We start from the raw sequence: 21451 nt of genomic DNA, 5'->3' as shown, positions 1-21451 counted from the left end.
CGTCGACCTCTCTGTTACCGACCATCATCAGCGCATCAATGGCATCGCCACCATCTGCAAGGCTTGCAGACCATCATCGTAGTGAATGACCTCGCGCATCCCCTGCTGCAAGAACTGATCCAGATAGGGTTTTTGAATGATGGCGCGATCAATGCGCGGATCGGAACCCTGACTGTAGGCACCGATGGTGATGAGATCCCGGTTCTGCTGATAGAGGGAGTAGAACTGCTTGAGGGTGCGCGCCAGATCCATATGTTCCGGCGAGGTCACCATGGGCATAACCCGGCTGATGGACTTCTCGATGTCGATGGCCGGATAGTGGCCCGCATCGGCCAGCTCGCGCGACAGCACTATGTGGCCATCGAGGATCGCCCGCGCCGCATCGGCAATGGGATCTTGCAGGTCATCCCCCTCGGTCAGGACGGTGAAGAAGGCGGTGATGGAGCCCTGGCCGTCACTGCCGTTACCCGCCCGCTCCACCAGCGCCGGTAATTTGGCAAATACCGAGGGCGGATAACCCTTGGTCGCCGGCGGCTCGCCCACCGCCAGCGCGATCTCACGCTGGGCCTGGGCATAACGGGTAAGAGAGTCCATCAAGAGCAACACGTTGAGCCCCTGATCGCGGAAATACTCGGCGATGGCCAGCGCCGTTTCACACCCCTTGAGCCGCATCAGCGGCGAGGCGTCGGCGGGAGCCGCCACCACCACGGAGCGGGCTCGCCCCTCCTCTCCCAAAATGTCTTCGATAAACTCTTTCACCTCACGACCCCGTTCACCGATGAGGCCGACCACTACCACATCTGCCACCGAGCCGCGGGTCATCATGCCCAGCAGTACCGATTTACCGACACCGGAACCGGCAAACAACCCCATCCGCTGGCCCTGACCAACCGTCAGCACGGCGTTGATGGCGCGCACCCCCACGTCCATCGGCTGATGGATCGGGCGGCGAGAGAGCGGGTTGATGCGATGCTGGGCAAACTGCACGGTCTGGGAGGAGAGAATGGGACCGAGCCCATCGAGTGGCTGACCGATGCCGTCGATGACCCGACCAAGCAGGTTCATCCCAACCGGAATGCCGTGCTCTTCGGTGATGGGCACCACCCGGGCACCGGGGATCACCCCCTTGAGCTGCTCGCTCGGCATCAGATAGAGGCGATCGCCAGAAAAACCGACCACTTCAGCCTCCAGCGTCCCATCAAGGGTATCGATGCGACAGAGGGCACCGATGGCGGCGCGGCAGCCGATGGCTTCGAGGGTCAGCCCCACCACCCGGGTCAATTTGCCGGCAACCGGCGGTTTGGGGGCGCTGTCGCGAACCTTGTACCCTTGCAACCGGTTCAGTAGCGAGCCGCTCATCTGGCCTCCTGAGAGCTAAAAAGTGCAGCCGGACGGCAACGTCCGGCATCGGTTATGGGCGTGAGTCCTGCGAAGCCGGTTTCTGCGACGCATTGTCCCGCAAGAAGTTACGCAGCAACTGATCGATGCGCCCGGAGAGGGTCAGATCGATGCTGGAGAGCTCGGTCGCCAGTTGCAGATCGCCGGGGGAAAGGGTGGGATCGCTCTGCAATCGCCAGTGGCGCTTGGCGCACTCTTCGGCGCCAAATGCCTGCTCGATTCGCGCGATATCGTCGGGATGCACCATCAGAGTCACCCCCTGTTCGGCGGCAGGCAGCAAGGCCAGCCCCTCTTTAAGCGCCTCCAGCAGAATACGGGGGGAGGTCTCCGCTTCGTGACGAATCAGCGCGCGGGCCAGTTGCATCACCAGCGAGACCAACTGCTGCTCCACCGCCTGATCCAGCTCGTTAAGCGGATTGGCAAGGCGGGCGGCGAGCCCCTGCCAGTGGGCAATCTCCTGCTCCACCAGCTCGCGCCCCATAGCCAGCCCCTCCTCACGCCCCTGTTCGAGACCGGCAGAGTGGCCCTGTTGCAATCCTTCCAGCTTGCCCTCTTCCATTCCCTTGGCATAACCGGACTCGCGCCCCTCGGCCATCCCCTCTTCCCAGGCGGCCTGACGGATCGCTTCAAGCTCTTCGGCGGTGATGCTGGGGGTCGGCTCCTGTTCGGGCTCCGGCTCCACCACTTCCTCTTCCTGCTGATACCAGTCAGGGGCTAGGCCAAGAGCATTGGTAGGCGCGCCCACCTCTACCTCTACCTCCATCTCGGGCCAGCCCCAAGTCTCAACCCGGGCATCATCGCCCTCGGGGCGCACATAACCACGCAGTTTGTTGTTCATGCTTTGCGCGGCTCCTCACCACTGCCTGATGCGGGCTTGGCATCGCAATTCGGTTTATGGGCCATGGCTTAGAGGAACTCCTCGCCGCCACCGGCGCCCAGCATGATCTCGCCGGCATCAGCCAGACGACGGGCGATGGAGAGGATCTCTTTCTGGGCCGCTTCCACTTCGGAGACCCGGATCGGCCCCATGGCCTCCAGATCGTCCGCCAGCATTTCGGCCGCCCGTTTGGACATGTTCTTGAAGATCTTCTCGCGCATCTGATCGTCGGAGCCCTTGAGGGCGCGTTGCAGCAGATCCCCCGGCACTTCCCGCAGCATGGTCTGGATGCCGCGATCGTCCACATCAATGAGGTTTTCGAACACGAACATCAAATCCTGGATCTGCTGGCTCATCTCTTCGTCCGACTCGCGGATGGAGTCCATCAACTGGCCTTCGATATTGGTATCCAGATAGTTCATGATGTTGGCGGCAGCCTTCAGGCCGCCCATCTTGGCTGCCTGAGCACCAGCGGCACCGGCGAACTGTTTCTCCATGATGTCGTTCAACTCTTGCAGTGCCGCCGGTTGTACCTCTTCGAGGTTGGCAATACGCATCACCAGATCCAGACGCACCTGCTCCGGGAACTGGCTCAGGATCTCGGCGGATTGCTCCGGCTCCAGATAGGAGAGCACGATAGTCTGGATCTGCGGGTGTTCGTTCTGGATGATGCTGGCCACCTGACGGGCATCCATCCACTTGAGCGAATCGAGGCCGCGGGCGCCGGAACCGAGAATGATCTGGTCCACCAGATTGCTCGCCTTGTCCTCGCCAAGGGCCGCCACCAGTGCCTTGCGCACGAAGTCTTCGCTGCCGATACCGATGTTGGTGTACTTCTGGATATCGTCGATGAATTGACGGTGCACCGCCGCCACCCGATCGTGACTGAAGTCGGACATGGAGGCCATCGACATACCGAGCCGCTGCACCTGCTTGGGCTCGAGATGACGGAAGATCTGGGCGGCATCCTCTTCATTGAGGCTCAACATCAGCACCGCAGCCATCTCCATCCCCGACATCTGGTCGAGGATCTGGCGCTGACTGTCGGTGATGTCATTGCCGGTGACTTGACTCTTCTTTTCTTCAGGCATCTTTGTTCGTTACCCATTCTTTAATGACCTGAGCGGCCAGATCCGGCTCGTTCGCCACCAGCGCACGTACCGCCTTGAGCAAGTCTTCGTCACGGTGCAGATCCGGCAGTTTCAGCTGACCATCGCGTACACCAAATACCTGATCGTTCTCGACTTGCGCTGACAGCAGACTCAACTCGTCGTCGCCACCCAGTACGGTGTGGTTGTCGAAATCCACTTCCCCTTCCGGTTTGGCATCCGGATAGAGCAGTCGCTTGAGCATGGGGCGAACCACGGTGACGATCAAGACGATGATCACCAGTACCGAGGCGGCAATCCGCACCGCACGCCAGAACCAGGGCTGATCGTAGAGCGGCACCTCGGCCACGGTATCCAGCTCTGGACGATTGAACGGAATCGCGACCACCTCAAGGGTATCACCACGGGTCACATCAAAGCCAAGGCCACCGCTCAGCAAACGACGCAATGTATCGAGTTCTGCCTGGGTGCGCGCCTCACGGGTCACAGCCCCGTCGGCACCGGGTACCGCTTTGTAATCCACGGCAACCGAAACAGTCATGCGGCGAATGCCACCCATCTGGCGACGGGTATGGCTGACGGTGGTATCCAGCTCGAAGTTGCGGGTTGCCTCTTTGCGGGAACGGCCAGAAGCGGCAGCGCTGGCACCATCACCACCGGTCGCCTCCTCGGGAATATTGGAGGCAGCAGGGGGTTGGTTGGAGAGGGCGCCGGGCACCCCACCATTGCTGCCGCTGGCGCTGTTCTCTTCCATGGTCATCTCAGAGCGCACTGCAGGCAAGTCAGGGTTGTAAGTCTTGCGGGTCTGCTCCTGCTGGGAGAAGTCGAGGGAGAGATCCACTTCCGCCGTATAGTTGTCGGCCCCCAGCACCGGGATCAGGATGGCGTCAATTTTTTGTTTGTACTCCAGCTCCTGCTTCTGCTGCATGGCAAACTCTTTGCGAGTCTGGGCCGAGATCGGGTCTTGCGAGCCGGAGTTGAGCAGGCGGCCATTCTGGTCGGTGACGGTGACGCGGGTCGGCTCAAGGCCATGTACGGCGGAGGCCACCATATCGACGATGGAGTCCACCTCCCCCTGCCCCAGCGCCGCCCCTTTCAGGTTGAGCACCACAGTGGCACTGGGTTTGCGTTCGTTGCGGGCAAACACGTTGTCTTTCGGGATAGCCAGCAGCACCTGGGCCTTGGCCACATTCTGGAACTGTTCGATGGCGCTCGCCAGCTGGCGCTCGCGGCTCAGCTTCAGACGTTCGCTCTCCATCCGCTGGCTGACGCCGAAACTGGAATCTTTCAGCAGGATATCTTCACCACCGATGTTGCTATCGGTAGCATTGGCAAGACCGGCACGGGTCAGGGCCAGCTGGATAGTGGGGTAGCTTTCAGCGTTGACCAGCACGCTCTTGCCATCCACCTCATAGGGGATCTTCTGCTGATCGAGGAAGTCGAGAGTCTTCACCAGCTCCTGGGTGGTGTAGGTGCCGAGGGGACGCATATCCGGCTCCTTGCCCCACAGCAGGATAAACACCGCAATGGCCAGACAGATGGCAAGCCCCAGGATCAGGGTGATTTGCCGCAGCACATCGGTGTTGGACAGGAAGCCCAGCGCCGAACTCTTCTGCTCATTTTCATCGAGGGCGGCGGTGCCCTCATCGTTTATCAGCAGATCGCCATTTTGGTCAGTAGCCACGATTTATGTCCTTATTGCTGACATGTTCATGATGTTCAGTCGTCATGGTTTATTGGCGTCGCTTATACCGGCATGTTCATGATGGTTTTGTAGGCATCGACCATCTTGTTGCGCACCTGTACCGTGGCTTCAAAGGCGATGGAGGATTTTTGGCCGGCGATCATCACCTCGGCCAGATCCACCGACTTGTCGCCCATATCGAAACGGGTGCGCAGATCATTGGCGGCCCCTTGCAGTTCGTTGACGTTGCCAAGCGCCTGTTGCAGCAGCAGACCAAAGTCGGAGGTTACCTGACGACCGGGTTGTGCCAGCGGCGTTGCGCCTGCTTCGATCTTGAGCCCCTGCATCTCTTGCATCAGGCTGCTTGCACTAATTTCCATTTTCCATCCCCAGACAAATCATTGACGCTGGCATGCAACAAGCAATTAGAGTGCCAATGCGTTAAAAGCACGATGCGGATGAGTGGCCAGACCAGGCCGGACGGGTTCGACAACGGCAGGTGGCTCTGATTAAATCCGACTCTGACGCCCACTTTTGCTGGCTGGCAAGGAGTCCGCTCTGGATTATCGCAAACCCGTGTTCAAGGCGATGGACTACATCAGCCACCATCTGGATGACAATCCGGGCCTGGATGAGGTCGCAGCGGCGGCGGCCATCTCCACCTTCCACTTCCACCGTATTTTCAAGACGATGGTCGGCGAAACCATTGCTGGATTTACCCGGCGCCTGCGTATGGAACGCGCTGCTCGTCGCTTGCTCGCCTCCCCCCAGAGCGACATCACCACCCTCGCACTGGCCGCCGGGTTCTCCAGCTCGCAGAATTTCGCCAAGGCCTTTCGCCTGCACTTCGCCATGAGCCCCTCGGAATACCGCCAGCAGCAGGGGGGAAACTGGAAAAGCAAGATTGGAAACGATCCCCTTCCCTTTGACACCTATGATGGCCTGGTCATGCACCCGGTCACCGAACACCCGGGTCTGTTGCAGGGGGCAAGCGTCAGGCTGATGCCCGCCCGGCGCGTGGCGTACATGCGCCGCCTGGGCCCCTATGGCAAAGAGACCTGTGAGCAAGCTCATCGGGATTTGCTCGCGCTGTTCGCCTCAGACGAGGCGATGACACCGGCGGGTACCCTGAGTCTCTATTGGGATATCCCCGATATCACCGATGAGACCCGTTGTCGTACTGACGTCTGCATCGAGCTGGGGCCAGAGATCCCCGCAGGGCGCCAGTTAACCACCCAGACCATCGCCGCGGGCCCCTATGCGGTATGTCACTTTATCGCTCGCGGCGATCAACTGGTTGCCTGCTGGGAGACGGCGTTTCGCTGGGTTGTGGGTCAAGGGCTGAACTGCGACGATCGTCCGTGTTACGAGCAATACCACGCAGGCACGGACTCCGACCGGGATCATTACGTGTTTGATATCTGTATCCCGCTGATCAACCGATAAGCCGATACCTCATTTCCTTTACCCACTTCGGTGCCTTCGGTCACCGAAGCGACGGAGTCATGCCCATGAATATCAAAACGCTGTTTCTAGCCAGCCTGCTGGTAACGCTTCCCGCTGCCGCCAATGCCCAGTCACAGAGCCAGACGCTGATCTTTGGCGGCACCATCTACAGTGGTGATCCGGCGAACCCTCACCCGGAAGCGGTCGGCATTGAAGGTAAAAAGATAGTGGCAGTCGGCAGCTATCAGGAGGTCAGCGCCCGCCTCGGCAACCATGCCAAGCGTCTTGATCTGAAAGGAAAGTACCTGATGCCAGGGCTCATCGACAGCCATGTTCATGCGGCATTTGCCGGTTTTCAGGGGATGACGGTTAACTTTCCCGATGCCATGAGTGAGGTTGAGCAGGTGCAGCAATTTCTGACCCGCAGCAAGGATGATCCCCGCCTGACACTGGGCGATGTAGAGCTATACAGCAATGTATCCCTCGACTACTGGCATCAGCTTCCCCTGCTCGATCAGGTGTTCAATGGCCCGCAATACCGGCAGATCCCGGTAGTGCTTGCCGGTTCGGATGCCCACACCGGTTGGGCCAATCAGGCCATGCTGCGCAAGGCTGGCATTGATGCCGACACCCTTGACGGTCGTTATGCTCCGCTGAAAGGCAATTTTGGCCTCACCCCATCCGGCAAGCTCAATGGCTTTGCCTCGGAAGGCGGCTGGGATGCCATCCTCAAGGCACTGCCCCCCGTCAGCGACGAGACGATTGCCAGTGCCATCATGACTGCCGCCAAACAACTCAATCAGGTGGGCATTACCGCCTGGATGGACCCTATCAGTAACATTCGCCCCCTCGCCCCCATCTTCAACGCCGAGCCGGATCGCCGAGATACCGGCCTGCTGCAGGCGTACAGCATGCTCTCCCGGGAAGGCAAGCTGACCGGACATGTATCCGCACTGGCACTGGTGGGGATACATGCATCACCCGCCATCATTGATGACGTATTGGCGCTGCAACAACAGTTTCAAGATGCCCCGGACGTGAAACTGGTGGGGATCAAGATCCTGCAAGATGGTGTTATCGAGTATCCATCCCAGACCGCCAAGTTGAGCGAGCCCTACCTCAACCTTCCCGGTTACAGCGGCAAGGACGATTTGGACAAGCAGCGTTTCAACGAGCTGATCCGCACCGCGGATGCCCATCAACTTATCGTTCACTTTCATGCCATCGGCGATCGGGCCGTCCGTGAATCCCTCGATGCCATCGCCTATGCACGGGCCCACAATCAGGATCACCGCTTGCTGCACAGCATCACCCATCTGGAGGTGGTGAGCCCGGCCAGCATTGCCCGTTTCAAACCGCTCAATGTGGCCGCATCGATGCAACTGTTGTGGGCCGGTAAAAACGTGGCGACCACCATGCTGCTTGAAGGAAAAGTGCCCCCGGCACTGCTAGCCCGCCTCTATCCGGCAGGCAGCTTGCTGCAAAGCGGCGCCATTATCGCCGGTGCCAGTGACTGGCCGGTCTCCAGCCCCAACCCTTTCCTCGCCATGTATACCGCGATCACTCGTCAAGGGGAGCTTGGCTTGCTGCCCCCCGCCAGCGAGCAGATCAGCCGTCAGGCCATCTTGCAGGCCTATACCCTCAACGCCGCCAAGGTAATTGGACGGGAGAAAGAGATTGGCTCCATCAGCGCGGGCAAGAGTGCTGACCTGATCTTGCTGGATCGCAATCTGGAACAGGTTGCAAGCGAAGAGATCAAGGAGACCAAGGTGCTCTGGACCATGTTCAAGGGCAAGCAGGTCTATTCAGCCCACTGACACCGAGAGAACAAACAGGCCCGCACTGCGGGCCTGTTGGCAAGATCACGACAAGCGCATGGCGTGCAATGAGCAACCGATCACGACAGGATTAGCGGCTCGTTTCAGTCAAGTCCTTGTCAATCCAGTATTTAGAGCCGGAGATATTGGCATCGAGCAGCAAACCCTTCTCGCCAATCTGGTAGATGGCCATGCCGCCATTATATTTGGCGGTCAACTCAGCGCTCTCCTTGCCGGCCACCACGCCCACTTCGGAAGTGGCCTCCCAACCCTGGGTCACGAAGGCATCGAATCTGGCCTTGTCTTCAAACAGGATCACCTGCTGATAGAACTTGCCACCAATCCCGGCCGCCAGACCCGCACCAAACATCTTCATATAGGTGTGCTTGCCGGTTTTGCGATTGACCGCCACCCCGGCCCCCTGATTGGTATGCAGCATCAGGGAGAACTTGCGCGAATCGAACACCGCATAGCCATAAGCCTTGTCAAACAACAACTTGGCTGATGGCTGCTCGTTGAACAACCGGATCAGCGCAGTGTCGGCCATGGTATTGAGCGCGACCCTAGCCTCTTTCGCCGTCTTGGGGTTGAGCATCTCGTTGAGCTCCTTGTCGGCCGCCTTAAGCCACTCCTTACCGGTCGCGATGCTCTTGTCGGTCCAGACCCCGGCGGTATTGAACGCCTCTTCACCCCATGCAGAGATGGAAGCCCAGCTCTTTTTGGAAAAATCGCTGACATCCTGCCACACCTCCTTGCTGGTCTCGCTCACTGCCGCACCCAGATCGGACGCTGCGGCCTTGAGCTTGGCCCAGTCGGCATAACAGGGTGAGAAGGCCAGACTCAGTGACAGGGCCAGCAACCAGTTACGCTTGTTCATTTTTTCACTCCCGTATTGTCGAGTGTCTGGGTTACCTGGGGCGATCACCTACAACAGGCTACCCGCTGAAAATCACTCCCGCATTATCGGAAGGGGAATCCGGTTAAGCAATCATTGAGTCCTGTTTATACCGCAACAGCCCGACAGCAGTTAACAAAAAGGCTGCTCATCAAAGAGGAGCAGCCTTGTTAAGCACAGCAAAACCGGACGGGCTTATTCGACCATCATCACCTTGCAGGTGTTGGTACTGCCCACGGTTTCCATCTTGTCACCGTGAGTCAGCAGCACCATGTCACCGCTCTGCAACAGCCCCTTCTCCTTGAGCACGGCCAGCGCGTCGCGGCACACTTCGTAGACCGGTTTGGTCTCGTCACCGTCAAACATCACCGGAGTGACTCCACGATAGAGATTGGTCCAGGCCAGGGTCTTGTTGTGAGGGGACATAGCAAAGATCGGCAGACCGGAGCTGATACGGGACATCAGCAGCGGCGTGGTGCCGGACTCGGTCAGTGCCACGATCGCCTTCACCCCTTCCAGGTGGTTGGCCGCATACATGGTGGACATGGCTACAGCTTCTTCAACGGAAGTGAAGGTGTAGCTCATGCGGTGGTTGGAGACGTTCAGGCTCGGGTGCTTCTCGGCACCGACACAGACGCTCGCCATGGAGGTCACGGTCTCGATGGGGAACTGACCGGCAGCAGTCTCGGCGGAGAGCATCACCGCATCGGTACCATCCAGCACGGCGTTGGCCACGTCCATGACCTCTGCACGAGTCGGCAGCGGCGCATTGATCATCGATTCCATCATCTGGGTCGCGGTGATCACCACACGGTTGAGACGACGGGAGTGGCGGATCAGCTTCTTCTGTACGCCAACCAGCTCGGGGTCACCGATCTCGACACCCAGATCGCCACGGGCAACCATGACGGCGTCGGAGCCGAGGATAATGTCTTCCATCGCTTCGTCAGTGGCGACAGTTTCGGCGCGCTCAACCTTGGCCACGATCTTGGCATTGGAGCCGGCTTCGCGGGCCAGCTCGCGGGCATAACGCAGGTCATCGCCACAACGGGGGAAGGAGACCGCCAGATAGTCCACGTTCATACGGGCAGCAGTCTTGATGTCTTCTTTGTCTTTCTCGGTCAGGGCCGGAGCGGAGAGACCGCCCCCTTTCTTGTTGATGCCCTTGTTGTTGGAGAGCGGCCCGGCCACGGTCACCGTGGTGTGAATGCGGGTGCCTTCAACCTGCTCGACCTTCAGTTGTACACGGCCATCGTCCAGCAGCAGGATGTCGCCCTGTACCACATCGTCTGGCAGGCTCTTGTAGTCGATACCGACCTGCTCCTGACAACCTTCACCCTTGCCGAGCGCCGCGTCAAGAATGAACTTGTCACCGATGGCCAGATAAATTTTGCCATCCTTGAAAGTGGAAACACGGATTTTCGGGCCTTGCAGATCACCCATGATGGCGACGTGACGACCGAGCTTGGCAGCAATGTCACGCACCTGATTGGCGCGCAGGATATGGTCTTCAGCAGTGCCGTGAGAGAAGTTCATCCGCACCATGTCGGCCCCGGCGCGGATGATCCCTTCGAGGATCCCTTCGCGGTCGGTAGCCGGACCGAGTGTGGTTACAATCTTTGTACGTCTAGGCATGAAAGACTCCAATATGAAGTTGATATGACATGAGATTCTGCCCCATCAAGCCCATGGCTCGATGCACTCGTTTACAAACCATCTGGGTGGTTTTTGTTATTAAATTACAATACTACACCAAGGCGGGTGGCATAGACAGTCGGGGGCCGGAGCCCCCGACGGTTCAGGAAGAGTGCGGGGTTTCGAAGCGGGATTCGCGCAATCCCTCTTTTACTTTCTTCAGATTTTCGCGAAATTTCATCCCCCGGCGCAGGGTAAAACCGGTCGCCAGCACATCCACCAGCGCCAGCTGGGCGATACGGGATGCCATCGGCATATAGACATCGGTATCTTCCGGCACATCCATGGAGAGCACCAGATTGCACTCGCGGGCCAGCGGGGAGTCCTTGGCGGTCATGCCGATCACGGTGGCGTCGTTCTCGCGAGCCAGCGCGGCGATCTCGACCAGCGCCTTGGTGCGACCGGTGTGGGAGATAAGCACCACAACATCCCCTTCGCTGCTGTTGATGCAGCTCATGCGCATCATGACGATATCGTCAAAGCTCACTACCGGAATGTTGAAGCGAAAGAATTTGTTCTGGGCATCGCGGGCAACGGCGGAGGAGGCACCAAGGCCGAAGAAGCTGATCTTCTTGGACTGGGTCAGGATATCGACGCAGCGGTTGATGGCAGAGATATCCAGGCTGTTTTTGGCGGCATCCAGACAGGCCATGGTGGATTCGAAGATCTTGGCGGTATAGGTATCCGGCCCATCTTCCGCTTCCACATGACGATTGACGTAAGGGGTGCCATTGGCCAGGCTCTGGGCCAGATGGAGTTTGAAATCAGGAAAGCCCTTGGTATCGAGACGGCGGCAAAAGCGGTTGACGGTCGGTTCACTGACGTCGGCCATCTTGGCCAGAGCGGCGATGCTGGAGTGGATGGCGGTCTGGGGAGACGCCAGGATCACCTCGGCAACCTTGCGTTCTGATTTACTGAAACTTTCCAAGTTGTTCGTAATTTTATCAAGGGTATTCATCATCACCACCAGGCGTTTTTGTAATTTAGCTTCAGTGTCTTTGCACTCAATCTACGGCTAAGCAAGTTTCCATTCAAGCTAAGGACTATACAAGACAAGCGGTTATCGCAACTAACGCCAGCCATACAAAGTATGACTCATCTCTAATTATTTCGTACTTTTCGTTACAAAACGTCACCTTGCCATGAAAGCGCTTACAAATGTTGCAAAGCAACAACACTGTGAGCAGGCGCACGTTTGTATCGATCCGGCGGGTGAGCAAGCCTGAGCTCGGATAGAATGGGCCGTCATAATCCAACAATAATCTCGGGACATCAGAGTCGTCCCCATCCTGTAACGAAGGAGTTGTTATGCAGCATACCCATGCGCTGGTCGGCGATGTCGGCGGCACCAATGCGCGTCTGGCCCTGTGTGAGCTGGCCACCGGTACTATCTCTCAGGCAAAGACCTACTCAGGTCTGGCCCATCCCAGCCTTGAAGCCGTGGTACGCCTCTATCTGGAAGAACACAAGGTTCAGGTAGCTGAAGCCTGCATTGCCATCGCCTGCCCCATCAACGGTGACTGGGTTGCCATGACCAACCACAGCTGGGAGTTCTCCATCAGCGAAATGCAGAGCAATCTCGGGCTGGCGCGCCTGCAAGTGATCAACGACTTTACTGCGGTCTCGATGGCGGTGCCGGTGTTGGCTGAATCGGATCGCATCCAGCTGGGCGGCGCCGCGCCGGTAGCGGGCAAGCCCATAGCCATCTATGGTGCGGGTACCGGCCTTGGGGTCGCCCATCTGGTCAAGGCGGGTGAGCAGTGGCTGAGCCTGCCGGGTGAAGGTGGTCATGTGGATTTTGCTGCCAACACCGAAGAGGAAGATGCGGTGCTGCAAGTAATGCGAGGCGAATTGGGCCATGTCTCGGCAGAGCGTTTCCTCTCCGGCCCGGGTCTGGTCAATCTCTATCGCGGGCTGGTGAAATCCGATGGCCGTGAGCCAGAGCCGTTTGCCCCCAAAGACATTACCGAGCGCGCACTGGCCGGGGAGTGCCTCGATTGCCGTCGCACCCTGAGCCTGTTCTGCGTGCTGATGGGCCGCTTTGCCGGCAATCTGGCCCTCAATATGGGCACCTTTGGCGGCGTCTATATCGCAGGTGGCATAGTGCCGCGCTTCCAGGAGTTCTTTACCGGCTCCGGTTTCCGGGTCGCCTTTGAAGACAAGGGGCGCTTCAAGTCCTACCTCAAGGAGATCCCGGTGTTCCTGATCACCCATGAAGGGCCGGGGCTGCTCGGTGCGGGCGCTTACTTGCGCCAGTCGATGGGGATCACTATCTGATTTAAGAGGGGAACGAGGCGGGATCATCCATGGTTCAGCCTCGATTCAGTGTGAATGGCATAAAGTAGCCGCACGTAACCAAGAGGGTTGTGCTTCACAAGGAGTGGAAAGCGACTCTCATCCGCTGGATACGTTTGTCACCTGACAAGCCTGAACTGTTTCAACCGGCCTTTTGGCCGGTTTTTTTTACGTCTGATATCCGGGATTACTGGGCCAACGCCTTCAGCTGCGCCTTGTCTGGCGGATTGTTCCAGTCGATGGGGCCATGGGTAAAACGGTACTGCAACCGTGGCAGGCTGGTCTCCAGCCACTCTTCCCGAAAATAGGCATAACCCTGATCCCAATCCGGATCATTGGCCCAACCACTCTGCAGGAAGTAGAGGCGAGTCCCCTGCCCTTCCGGCACAAAGCGCAGGCAAACCTGGGTCTTTTGCTGGCGGATATGGGGCAGGCTGGGCGGGAAATTCCAGCTGAAACTGAGCAAGTCATAGGGCATGACGGCCATGACCCGGCACCCTTCACTGCCACGTTCACCCAGCGGGGCATCAGGCCTGAAGTAGATCTCGAAAGGACCATTCGGTTCGGCCACCATCAAACATTCGGGAGCCAGAAAACTGCGCAGACCGCTTTCGGTAGTCCAGGCGTGCCAGACATCGTCTATGTGCGCCGGAACAAAAATGTTGCCTTCAATCAGTTTATTGTCCATAAATCAGCGATCCTCAAGCCATCCATACAAGGGACTCCGGCAGTATAGCCCCATGGCAAATACAATGGACAGTGCTTAATCACACCCTTGTCATTTGCATCGATTAACCTGCCGCTGTGCAGCTGCCTCAATGAGCATTGGCTTGATCCGGGAGGGCATCATGATCCGGCTCATGGAAGAACACGACATTCCCCAACTGGCCCGGCTGTTTTTAAAGAGCCGCCGCCACACCTTTCACTGGGTCGATCCCGCCCGTTTCCAACTCGAGGATTTCGAGGAACAGACCAAAGGTGAACAGGTGTGGGTAGCCGAACAGGGGGGCAATATCTGCGGCTTTATCGCCATCTGGCAGCCCGATCACTTCGTCCATCACCTCTATGTGTCAAGCGACTGGCACGGTCAGGGGATAGGGCGCGCCCTGCTGGAGCGGGGCCTAGCTGATTCGCCGCACGGCTCGCTCAAGGTTGCGACCCGCAACACGGCGGCAGTAGCCTTCTACCATAGGCTGGGCTGGCAAAACAGTGATGAGACAGGCCACTGCGAGGTCACCGGCCCCTGGTGCAAATTGCTTAGAAACTAGCGGGACGCCCGGCACCTGCGCTTTGTGGTTGAACAGGCACCAGCGGTGCCGGGGGGAAGAACCAGCGGTAGAGATCGAACCAGCCATCTCGCTGGGCAATCACGACCTCGTGCACCGGATCGCGCTGGAAAATTGCCACCTTGTTTTCGGTCAGCGGCACCCAGGCATAGTTGACCAGCGCATATTGCGACTGGATCAGGTTGTACTCATTGAGATAGGAGTCATCGTTACCCGATTCGTGCAGTTGGGTACGACTGTCGATGAGGTAGACAAGCTGGTTGAAGAAGGTAAGTTGAAAACCGGTCACCCGCCACTTCTCTCTGGTCGCCTCCTCCTCTTCGATCACGGTGATTTTGCCCCAGCGGCACACCCCGTGATAGTTGACTCCATTGGCCGACATTTTCAGGTCGTAATGGCAGCCCAGACTGTTGATAAACATCCCGACCACAAACAGCAGCACGACAAGCAGTGGCAACAGCAGCAAGGTATTTTTCAGCGTTCGTTTCATCAGAGATCCCTTACAGCGTTTTTTCGAGCTCTTTATAGGAAAGCACGCGAACATGGTGGCCGGAGACCAGCACCAGCGATGCCGGTTTGACTGGTGGCACATCGCTCCGTGCCTCCATCTGGCAAACAACGCCGGTCGGCGAGTCGGTGCAGTGCACATGGAGCCACTCGAAATGGAGATAGCTGGCGACAAACGCCACCAGCACAGCCAGTAGCAGATTGACGTATATCAGGCCCCTTGCCAGCATTGGCCGCCCGATACCGCTGAGAAAGGCAAGTTTGGCGCGCTCACCAAAAGAACGGGGAGCAGCAGGCTCTGTGATGACCTCGTGGTCGGAGCTTGGTGATGTCGACGGTGGCTGCGCAGCCGCTGCAGGCGTGGTCTCGCTCAGCGGCTCGGGCAAGGGCTCACTCTCTGTTGGCAGTGCCTTGCCGTAATAGCTCTTCATCTTGCAGTTCAGATGCAGGGAGTACCCTTTTTTCGGGGTACTTCTGATATCCAGCGTATGGGGGGCTGAGGCGAAGTGGCGACGAATATTGGCGATGGCCACGTTCAGGGAGTTGGGGCTGATGGGGCGACCCAACCAGCCGATTTCGAGCAACAAATCCTTGTCGCACACCTCGTCATGGTGATCGAGCAGATAGCTGAAAATGAGGCTCTCTGCCGATGACAAGCGCACCACCCGGGCGCTTTGCAAGTTGTCCTTGTCGGCACAGAAGAGCAACTCTCGCCTTTTGACATCAAAGACATAATCACCGAAGTGATAGGCTGATATGTTATTGCCTGGCGCAACCCCCGTCATACCAACCACCTGTTATTTGCATTCATCATGAAGAAGATGGGATTCCACACCTGATAAAGCCAGATGGCGGCTCAGGACTCGCTGTAATTAAACGAAATTCTAAAGGGTCGGGATCTGCGGCACAATAGATGCCGGCAGGCATGAGCGGGGAAAATGAAAATATGCGTCCAGCGCTGTCGGACTGCGTATCGGGCAGAGCATGATGCTGCGAGTTTCGCCTATCGCAATCACGCCAATCTCAGCTGAACAGTGACATGGGCATGACGAAAAGCGCTACAGGACAAGGCCCCTTGCCCCTCACAACATCTCGCCGCGCCTCAAAATAATGGGAACTGGCCTGCCCCGCAGGATGATCCAACGGGGCGAAGTGAACTGACTAGACCCGAAACTGCTTGAGGAGGGTGTCGAGTTGGGCCGACAGCTGCCGCAGATCGCTGCTGGCTTCGGCAACCTGTGCCACTCTGGCCGCACTCTCGCTGTTGAGCGTCGCAATCCGGTTGACGCTGTGGCTGACCGCCTCCGCCACCGAGTGTTGTTCTTCCGATGCCTGGGCGATATACATGTTCATCTCGCGGATCAGGCTGACCTGATTTTTAATCTTCTCCACCGATATCTGCACATCTGCCGCCTCGATGCCGGCGCGGGATGCCTTCTCCTGACTCTGTTGCATTCCGGCCCCGACATTCTGGGTCGCTTGCTGCAACCGCTTGATACTGGCGCTTATCTCCTCCGTCGACTGGCGAGTACGGCCCGACAAGGTGCGCACCTCATCCGCCACCACCGCAAAACCGCGCCCCTGATCACCCGCCCGCGCCGCCTCGATGGCCGCGTTGAGGGCAAGCAAATTGGTCTGCTCGGCAATGCCGTTGATCACTTCGATGATGGTGCCAATGCTGCTGCTCTCGGTCGAAAGGGTGCGCATCAGGGTGGCGACTCGCTCCACCTCCCCCACCAGTTGATGGATGGCCTCATTGGCATGGCCCGCCAGATTGTAACCCTGCTCCACATAGAGGTTGGCCTCATCGGTAGCGCCAGAGGTTTTCACCGCGTTACCAGCCACTTCCTGCACTGCCTGACTCATTTCGGTAATGGCGGTAGCGACCTGATCCAGCTCGGATTGCTGGGCGTCACTGCCTACCCGGGTATCTGCCGAGAGGGAGTCACAGAGTTCAGCGGTTTGCAACACACCGGCAGAGAGCTCGTTGATCTCCGCCACCATCTCCTGCAACTTGGCAATAAAGTGGTTGATGTTGGTGGCCAGCGCGCCCATCTCATCCTGACGGCTGATCTTCAGACGCCGGGTCAGATCCCCCTCTCCTTTGGCCAGATCGAACACCGCCTGATTCATCTGGTGAAGCGGCCTGAGCACATTGCGATGAATCAGCACCATCAGCAGCGCGATGATGCAGAGATCGAGCACAAGGATCTGCCAGACGGTGGTGATCAACTGCTGCCGCAGTTGGGCCTGAATGGCGGCATCACTGGTTTGCACCAGCAATCGGGCCACTGTGTTTTTCTGACCGCTGTCGTCATAGACCAGATCATACCCTCCGTAGGCAGACACATCGGCAGGCATGGCTGTCACGGGGGCAATGTCCCCCGCCGAGTCACGGGCAAACCCGGCTACCAGCTTGTCCTTGTTGACCACCAGCAAAGCACTCAGGATATCGGCCGCCAGCTCGGACTTGAGCGATGCCTCGATGAAGGCCGATTCATAATTCCACAGCGGGCCGGGCAGGGAGAGCTGCAGCCGGCCGATGGCCTGTTCGACCAGCGCACTCTGTTTGCTGTAGCTTTCCGCCCTGACCGCGTTGTAGTTGTAAGCGCCAAACAACACCAGTAGCAGACTCACCGACAGGGAGGTCAACACGGCAATCCTGAACGTCAGACTTTTCCAATCCATGGTTTCCTCCCGGTTTTACGGCAGCCGGCGCAGTGCCATTGAGCGGCACTTGCTATGGGTACTGTTACTGGTACTTGGCATTGATCTTGTCGATGGTGCCATCCGCCTTCATGGCAGCGAGGATCTCGTTGAGCTTGGTGATGAGCTCATCGGGCGTATCCTTGTTAAACGCCAAGCTCATCTGGGTTTCCTTGAACACGAAGGCCGGCTTGGGTGAGGCTACCTTCTCCTTGCTGGCCAGATAGGGCGCCAGATACTGGCCGGTTGCCCAAAGATCGATGCGGCCCGCCTCCAGTTTTTTCACGTTGGCGGTATCGTTGGCCGCCAGCTGCAACTTGGCAAATCCCTGGGCTTTGAGATACTCGGCAGCCGCATCGCCGTTATAGCCACCCACCGAATACTGCTTGGCATCTTCCAACGACTTGACCGTGATATTGGCGGTCGAGCTGGAGAAAAACACCCAGTTGTTATTGACCAGCGGCCCTACCCACTTGAACAGTGCTTCCCGCTCCGGAGTGCGGGTCGTGGAGTAGAGGGCGGTATTGGGAGTACCGAGGGTATCTTCATACGCCCGTTTCCAGGGCATCAGGGTCAGCTTGTATTCGACCCCGGCACGCTTGAACAGCTCTTCGACCACCTCGGTCGACAGCCCGACAATCTTGCCCCCCTCCCCCTGCATGTTGAATGGCGGGTAATCCTCGGTCATCACGTTCAGTGGCGCAGCCTGAACAGCGCTTATCGCCATCATGGAAGAGACTGAAAAAATTGCACTTTTCCACAGCAGTTGATAGTTCATTGCAACCTCGCTTTGCTTGCCATTCATCCCTGAACATCCGCCGTTACCGATGGCGGTGCACGTTTGACCCGCTGGGGTCATGCCGGCTTTCACGGCTCGCCGCCCACCCATGTGCAGCAGCAAACAGATCCGGATTTTGCCTGTGCGCAACGAAACGCAACCGGCGAGGGAGGCTCACAACAAATCGAGGTGGAAACATGCCAGGGCAGCATGAGGGGAGTGCGGAGTAGGGCGAATAAGCCTCTGCCATACAACAGCGCCGTGGCAAAGAAGAAGCGCATCGTTTTATGACAGGGGTCTGGGAGAGAAATGATATAAAACGCCAACATCCATTTTCCCATACTGCTCGAGGAGACCTCAGAGCCAAACCTGTCCTTTAGCTAAGGTCACGAAAAGAGATACGTCAAATGAGAATGCTAACCCCCACATCTGCTTCCAGATTAGATTCCAGATGAGCTCCGCCGAGCCGAAAAGTGGCGCTAGATACCCGAAAAACAGAAGGCCACCGCAAGGTGGCCTTCTCCAAATCAACGATAAACGTCTGGTGGAACTCAGTCCTTGGCCGCGTCCATCACACCCTCTTCGGAGTGCGCAGGCAGGATCAGGTTGAGCAGGATGGCGGCAACAGAGGCCAGGCCAACGCCGGCCAGCGCGAAGTCGCCAATCTTCATCTCCAGCGCACCGACACCGACAGTCAGAGTCACGGCGACGATGGCGATATTGCGTGACAGTCCCAGATCCACCTTGGATTCCACCAGCGTCTTGAGACCGATGGCAGCGATGGATCCGAACAACAGCAGCATGATACCGCCCATCACCGGCATCGGGATGGAGGTGAGCAACGCATTGAACTTGCCGAAGAAGGCCAGAATGATGGCAAACACCGCAGCCCAGGTCATGGTGACCGGATTGAAGTTGCGAGTGATCATCACGGCACCGGTCACTTCGGCGTAGGTGGTCACGGGTGGGCCACCGATGAAACCGGCGAAGCAGACGCCGATGCCGTCACCGGCCAGCGTACGGTGCAAACCCGGATCCTTGGTGTAATCCTTGCCAGTCACGCCACCAATCGCCAACACGCCACCGATATGCTCGATACAGGGGGCGATGGCTACCGGCAACATGAACAACGCAGCAGCCCAGTTGATCTCCGGGGTTTCGAAGTGGGGCAGCGCCAACCAGGGGGCGTTCACCATGCCATCGAAACTCACCTGGCCCATGAAGACCGCCGAGACATAACCGGCAATCACGCCGCACAGGATGGGGATCAGCTTGATCCACCCCTTGCAGAACACAGCTGCAATCAGGGTGACCGCCAGCGAGATACCGGCCAGCGTCAGTGCAGTCCCCGCAGGTACTACCTGCTCACTACCGGCACGGCCCATCGCCATGTTGCAGGCAACCTGCGCCACAGAAAGACCGATCACCATGATCACCGGGCCAATCACCACCGGAGGCAGCAATTTGTGCACAAAGCCCATCCCTTTTGCCCGGATCAGCGCAGCCAGAATGAAATACATGAAACCGGCGGCAAACAGGCCAAACATGGTGGATGGCAATCCCCAGGTCTGGGTGGCGTAGATGATGGGGGCGATGAAGGCAAAGCTGGAACCGAGGAAAATCGGGACCTGGCGGCGGGTGCAGAGCTGGAACAACAGGGTGCCCACACCGGCGCCAAGCAGGGCCATGGAGGGGTTCAGTCCGGTGAGCAGGGGCACCAGAACCATGGCACCGAAGGCGACAAACAGGATTTGCAGCCCGGCGACACTTTGCTTGACTAAGGAAAACATGGATGTCCTTAATTTTTTGATAACTGATGGGGATATTTATCACTTTTCAGTTATCACAAGACTTTTTCAAGGCACAAAATGAACACAAATACGTCACTTGTTACCTTTTACTGCTTGGGAAGGGCATGAAACTGGCTTTTTAGGCGGGATTCGTTGCTACAAGCATCGAGTATGCGATTTTACGCATTATTGTGACGAACGCCAATCGTTTTTCCATCATGTTTATTGTGTTCATGGTCAAAAATGCCGCCGCCTGGGGGCGCTCTATAATGGATCCTGTGAATCAAGATGGACAAGGAGTCCCCATGTCACAACCCCCATTCAAGGCCAGCCAGCGCAGATTGCTTATTGGCTCGGCCATCGCACTCGCCCTGTTTGCAAACCCGTTCAGTTATGATTTCGCCCACAATGAGTGGCAAATGAATCAGGCCTATGCCAAGTCCTGCTTTATCGCCGGCACTCGCATCACGATGGCCGATGGTTCCACCCGCCCCATAGAGACGCTCCGGGTCGGTGAACAGGTGCTGGATCAGCACGGCGGCAGTAACCGGATCCTGGCGGTCGAACGGGTCATACTAGGCAAGCGCAGACTCTATGGGATCAATGATCTGCCCCCGTTCTTTACCGCAGAGCACCCTCTGCTGACCACTCGGGGCTGGGCAGCCATCTCACCGGCCATGACACGAACCGAAAACCCGCAACTGGCGGTGCTGCCGCTATTTACCGGCATGCAGATAATGTGTCGCCCCGCACCTGTTATGGTGACGGGCAATCTGGCCCTGCAATCCCAGCCGGAATTACTGCTGGTTGAGTCACTTTGCTGGATCGAGGCGTCTCCCACTACCGCACTCTTCAATCTGCTGCTCGATGGCAGCCACAGCTATATCGCCAATGAGCTGATCGTTCACAACAAAGATGGCGATGGTGGCAGTGGGGGCAGCAGTGGTGGTGGCGACAGCGGTGGAGGCAGCGACAGCGGCGGTGGCAGCGACAGCGGCGGTGGCAGCGACAGCGGCGGTGGCAGCGACAGCGGCGGTGGCAGCGACAGCGGCGGTGGCAGCAACAGCGGCGGTGGCAGCAACAGCGGCGGAGGCAGCGACAACAGCGGAGGCAGCAACAGCGGCGGAGGCAGCGACAACAGCGGAGGCAGCAACAGCGGCGGAGGCAG

General features: G+C 58.1%; 17 protein-coding genes and 2 pseudogenes. 5 read left to right on the top strand and 14 right to left on the bottom strand.

The genetic code is table 11. The features are described 5' to 3' along the window. Positions 1–27: 27 nt before the first annotated feature. From fliI to fliE, 5 genes are all read right to left on the bottom strand, one after another. Positions 28–1359, bottom strand: coding sequence for a flagellar protein export ATPase FliI (gene fliI, locus AB5Y83_RS09725; RefSeq protein WP_005334747.1), 1332 nt, complete (start codon positions 1357–1359; stop codon positions 28–30). A 52-nt stretch (positions 1360–1411) separates the two neighbouring features. Then, on the bottom strand, positions 1412–2236 hold the full coding sequence (gene fliH / locus AB5Y83_RS09720) for a flagellar assembly protein FliH (protein ID WP_368175083.1): 825 nt from the start codon (positions 2234–2236) through the stop codon (positions 1412–1414). Between the two features lie 68 nt (positions 2237–2304). Then, positions 2305–3366 (bottom strand): flagellar motor switch protein FliG, encoded by a 1062-nt coding sequence (gene fliG, locus AB5Y83_RS09715; protein WP_005334749.1) that lies wholly within the window; start codon positions 3364–3366, stop codon positions 2305–2307. Further along, positions 3359–5068: a flagellar basal-body MS-ring/collar protein FliF gene (gene fliF / locus AB5Y83_RS09710; RefSeq protein WP_005334750.1), complete on the bottom strand. Its 1710-nt coding sequence runs from the start codon at positions 5066–5068 to the stop codon at positions 3359–3361. The genes fliG and fliF overlap by 8 nt, the downstream gene beginning before the upstream one ends. A gap of 62 nt (positions 5069–5130) precedes the next feature. After that, a complete protein-coding gene (fliE, locus tag AB5Y83_RS09705) occupies positions 5131–5448 on the bottom strand; it encodes a flagellar hook-basal body complex protein FliE (RefSeq protein WP_236382403.1) in 318 nt (105 codons plus the stop codon). Between the two features lie 154 nt (positions 5449–5602). Here fliE and AB5Y83_RS09700 point away from each other — a divergent pair, with 154 nt between their 5' ends. Continuing rightward, positions 5603–6514, top strand: a complete 912-nt coding sequence (locus tag AB5Y83_RS09700; protein WP_255909109.1) for a GyrI-like domain-containing protein — start codon at positions 5603–5605, stop codon at positions 6512–6514. A 65-nt stretch (positions 6515–6579) separates the two neighbouring features. Continuing rightward, complete coding sequence (locus tag AB5Y83_RS09695; RefSeq protein ID WP_368175082.1) at positions 6580–8331, top strand: amidohydrolase; 1752 nt, start codon at positions 6580–6582, stop codon at positions 8329–8331. A gap of 91 nt (positions 8332–8422) precedes the next feature. Here the strand turns inward: AB5Y83_RS09695 and AB5Y83_RS09690 are convergent, their stop codons facing one another. From AB5Y83_RS09690 to AB5Y83_RS09680, 3 genes are all read right to left on the bottom strand, one after another. Further along, the gene (locus tag AB5Y83_RS09690) at positions 8423–9208 is read right to left on the bottom strand and encodes a hypothetical protein (RefSeq protein ID WP_058055727.1); all 786 of its coding nucleotides are present in this window, start codon (positions 9206–9208) and stop codon (positions 8423–8425) included. A 213-nt stretch (positions 9209–9421) separates the two neighbouring features. Continuing rightward, on the bottom strand, positions 9422–10861 hold the full coding sequence (gene pyk / locus AB5Y83_RS09685) for a pyruvate kinase (protein ID WP_005362071.1): 1440 nt from the start codon (positions 10859–10861) through the stop codon (positions 9422–9424). A 163-nt stretch (positions 10862–11024) separates the two neighbouring features. Further along, the gene (locus AB5Y83_RS09680) at positions 11025–11879 is read right to left on the bottom strand and encodes a MurR/RpiR family transcriptional regulator (RefSeq protein ID WP_005334759.1); all 855 of its coding nucleotides are present in this window, start codon (positions 11877–11879) and stop codon (positions 11025–11027) included. 344 nt (positions 11880–12223) lie between these two features. Between AB5Y83_RS09680 and glk the strand changes: the two are divergent. Further along, positions 12224–13198: pseudogene (gene glk / locus AB5Y83_RS09675) on the top strand (glucokinase); the annotation flags it as partial. Between the two features lie 205 nt (positions 13199–13403). On the opposite strand, the gene AB5Y83_RS09670 reads toward glk, so the two are convergent. Further along, a complete protein-coding gene (locus AB5Y83_RS09670; RefSeq protein ID WP_005334766.1) occupies positions 13404–13904 on the bottom strand; it encodes an SRPBCC domain-containing protein in 501 nt (166 codons plus the stop codon). Between the two features lie 160 nt (positions 13905–14064). Here AB5Y83_RS09670 and AB5Y83_RS09665 point away from each other — a divergent pair, with 160 nt between their 5' ends. Next, entirely contained in the window at positions 14065–14484 is a 420-nt protein-coding gene (locus AB5Y83_RS09665) for a GNAT family N-acetyltransferase (RefSeq protein ID WP_040065353.1), read from the top strand. On the opposite strand, the gene AB5Y83_RS09660 is transcribed toward AB5Y83_RS09665, so the two are convergent. From AB5Y83_RS09660 to AB5Y83_RS09640, 5 genes are all read right to left on the bottom strand, one after another. Next, positions 14474–14992, bottom strand: a complete 519-nt coding sequence (locus tag AB5Y83_RS09660) for a hypothetical protein (RefSeq protein WP_005353702.1) — start codon at positions 14990–14992, stop codon at positions 14474–14476. The genes AB5Y83_RS09665 and AB5Y83_RS09660 overlap by 11 nt on opposite strands. 10 nt (positions 14993–15002) lie before the next feature. Beyond that, on the bottom strand, positions 15003–15716 hold the full coding sequence (locus AB5Y83_RS09655; RefSeq protein WP_368175081.1) for a transcriptional regulator: 714 nt from the start codon (positions 15714–15716) through the stop codon (positions 15003–15005). 454 nt (positions 15717–16170) lie between these two features. Continuing rightward, positions 16171–17697, bottom strand: coding sequence for a methyl-accepting chemotaxis protein (locus tag AB5Y83_RS09650; protein WP_069528626.1), 1527 nt, complete (start codon positions 17695–17697; stop codon positions 16171–16173). Between the two features lie 64 nt (positions 17698–17761). Then, entirely contained in the window at positions 17762–18493 is a 732-nt protein-coding gene (locus AB5Y83_RS09645) for a substrate-binding periplasmic protein (protein ID WP_368175080.1), read from the bottom strand. A gap of 551 nt (positions 18494–19044) precedes the next feature. Continuing rightward, on the bottom strand, positions 19045–20283 hold the full coding sequence (locus AB5Y83_RS09640) for a uracil-xanthine permease family protein (protein ID WP_005334784.1): 1239 nt from the start codon (positions 20281–20283) through the stop codon (positions 19045–19047). Positions 20284–20588: 305 nt separating this feature from the next. On the opposite strand from AB5Y83_RS09640, the pseudogene AB5Y83_RS09635 reads away from it, so the two are divergent. Further along, positions 20589–21451, top strand: a pseudogene (locus AB5Y83_RS09635) (hypothetical protein); the annotation flags it as partial.

This window comes from Aeromonas sp. R5-4, assembly GCF_040908215.1.
GTDB lineage: Bacteria > Pseudomonadota > Gammaproteobacteria > Enterobacterales > Aeromonadaceae > Aeromonas > Aeromonas veronii.
The sequence above is the reverse complement of the archived record's forward strand: the minus strand, read 5'-3'. Positions and strand labels throughout refer to the sequence as shown.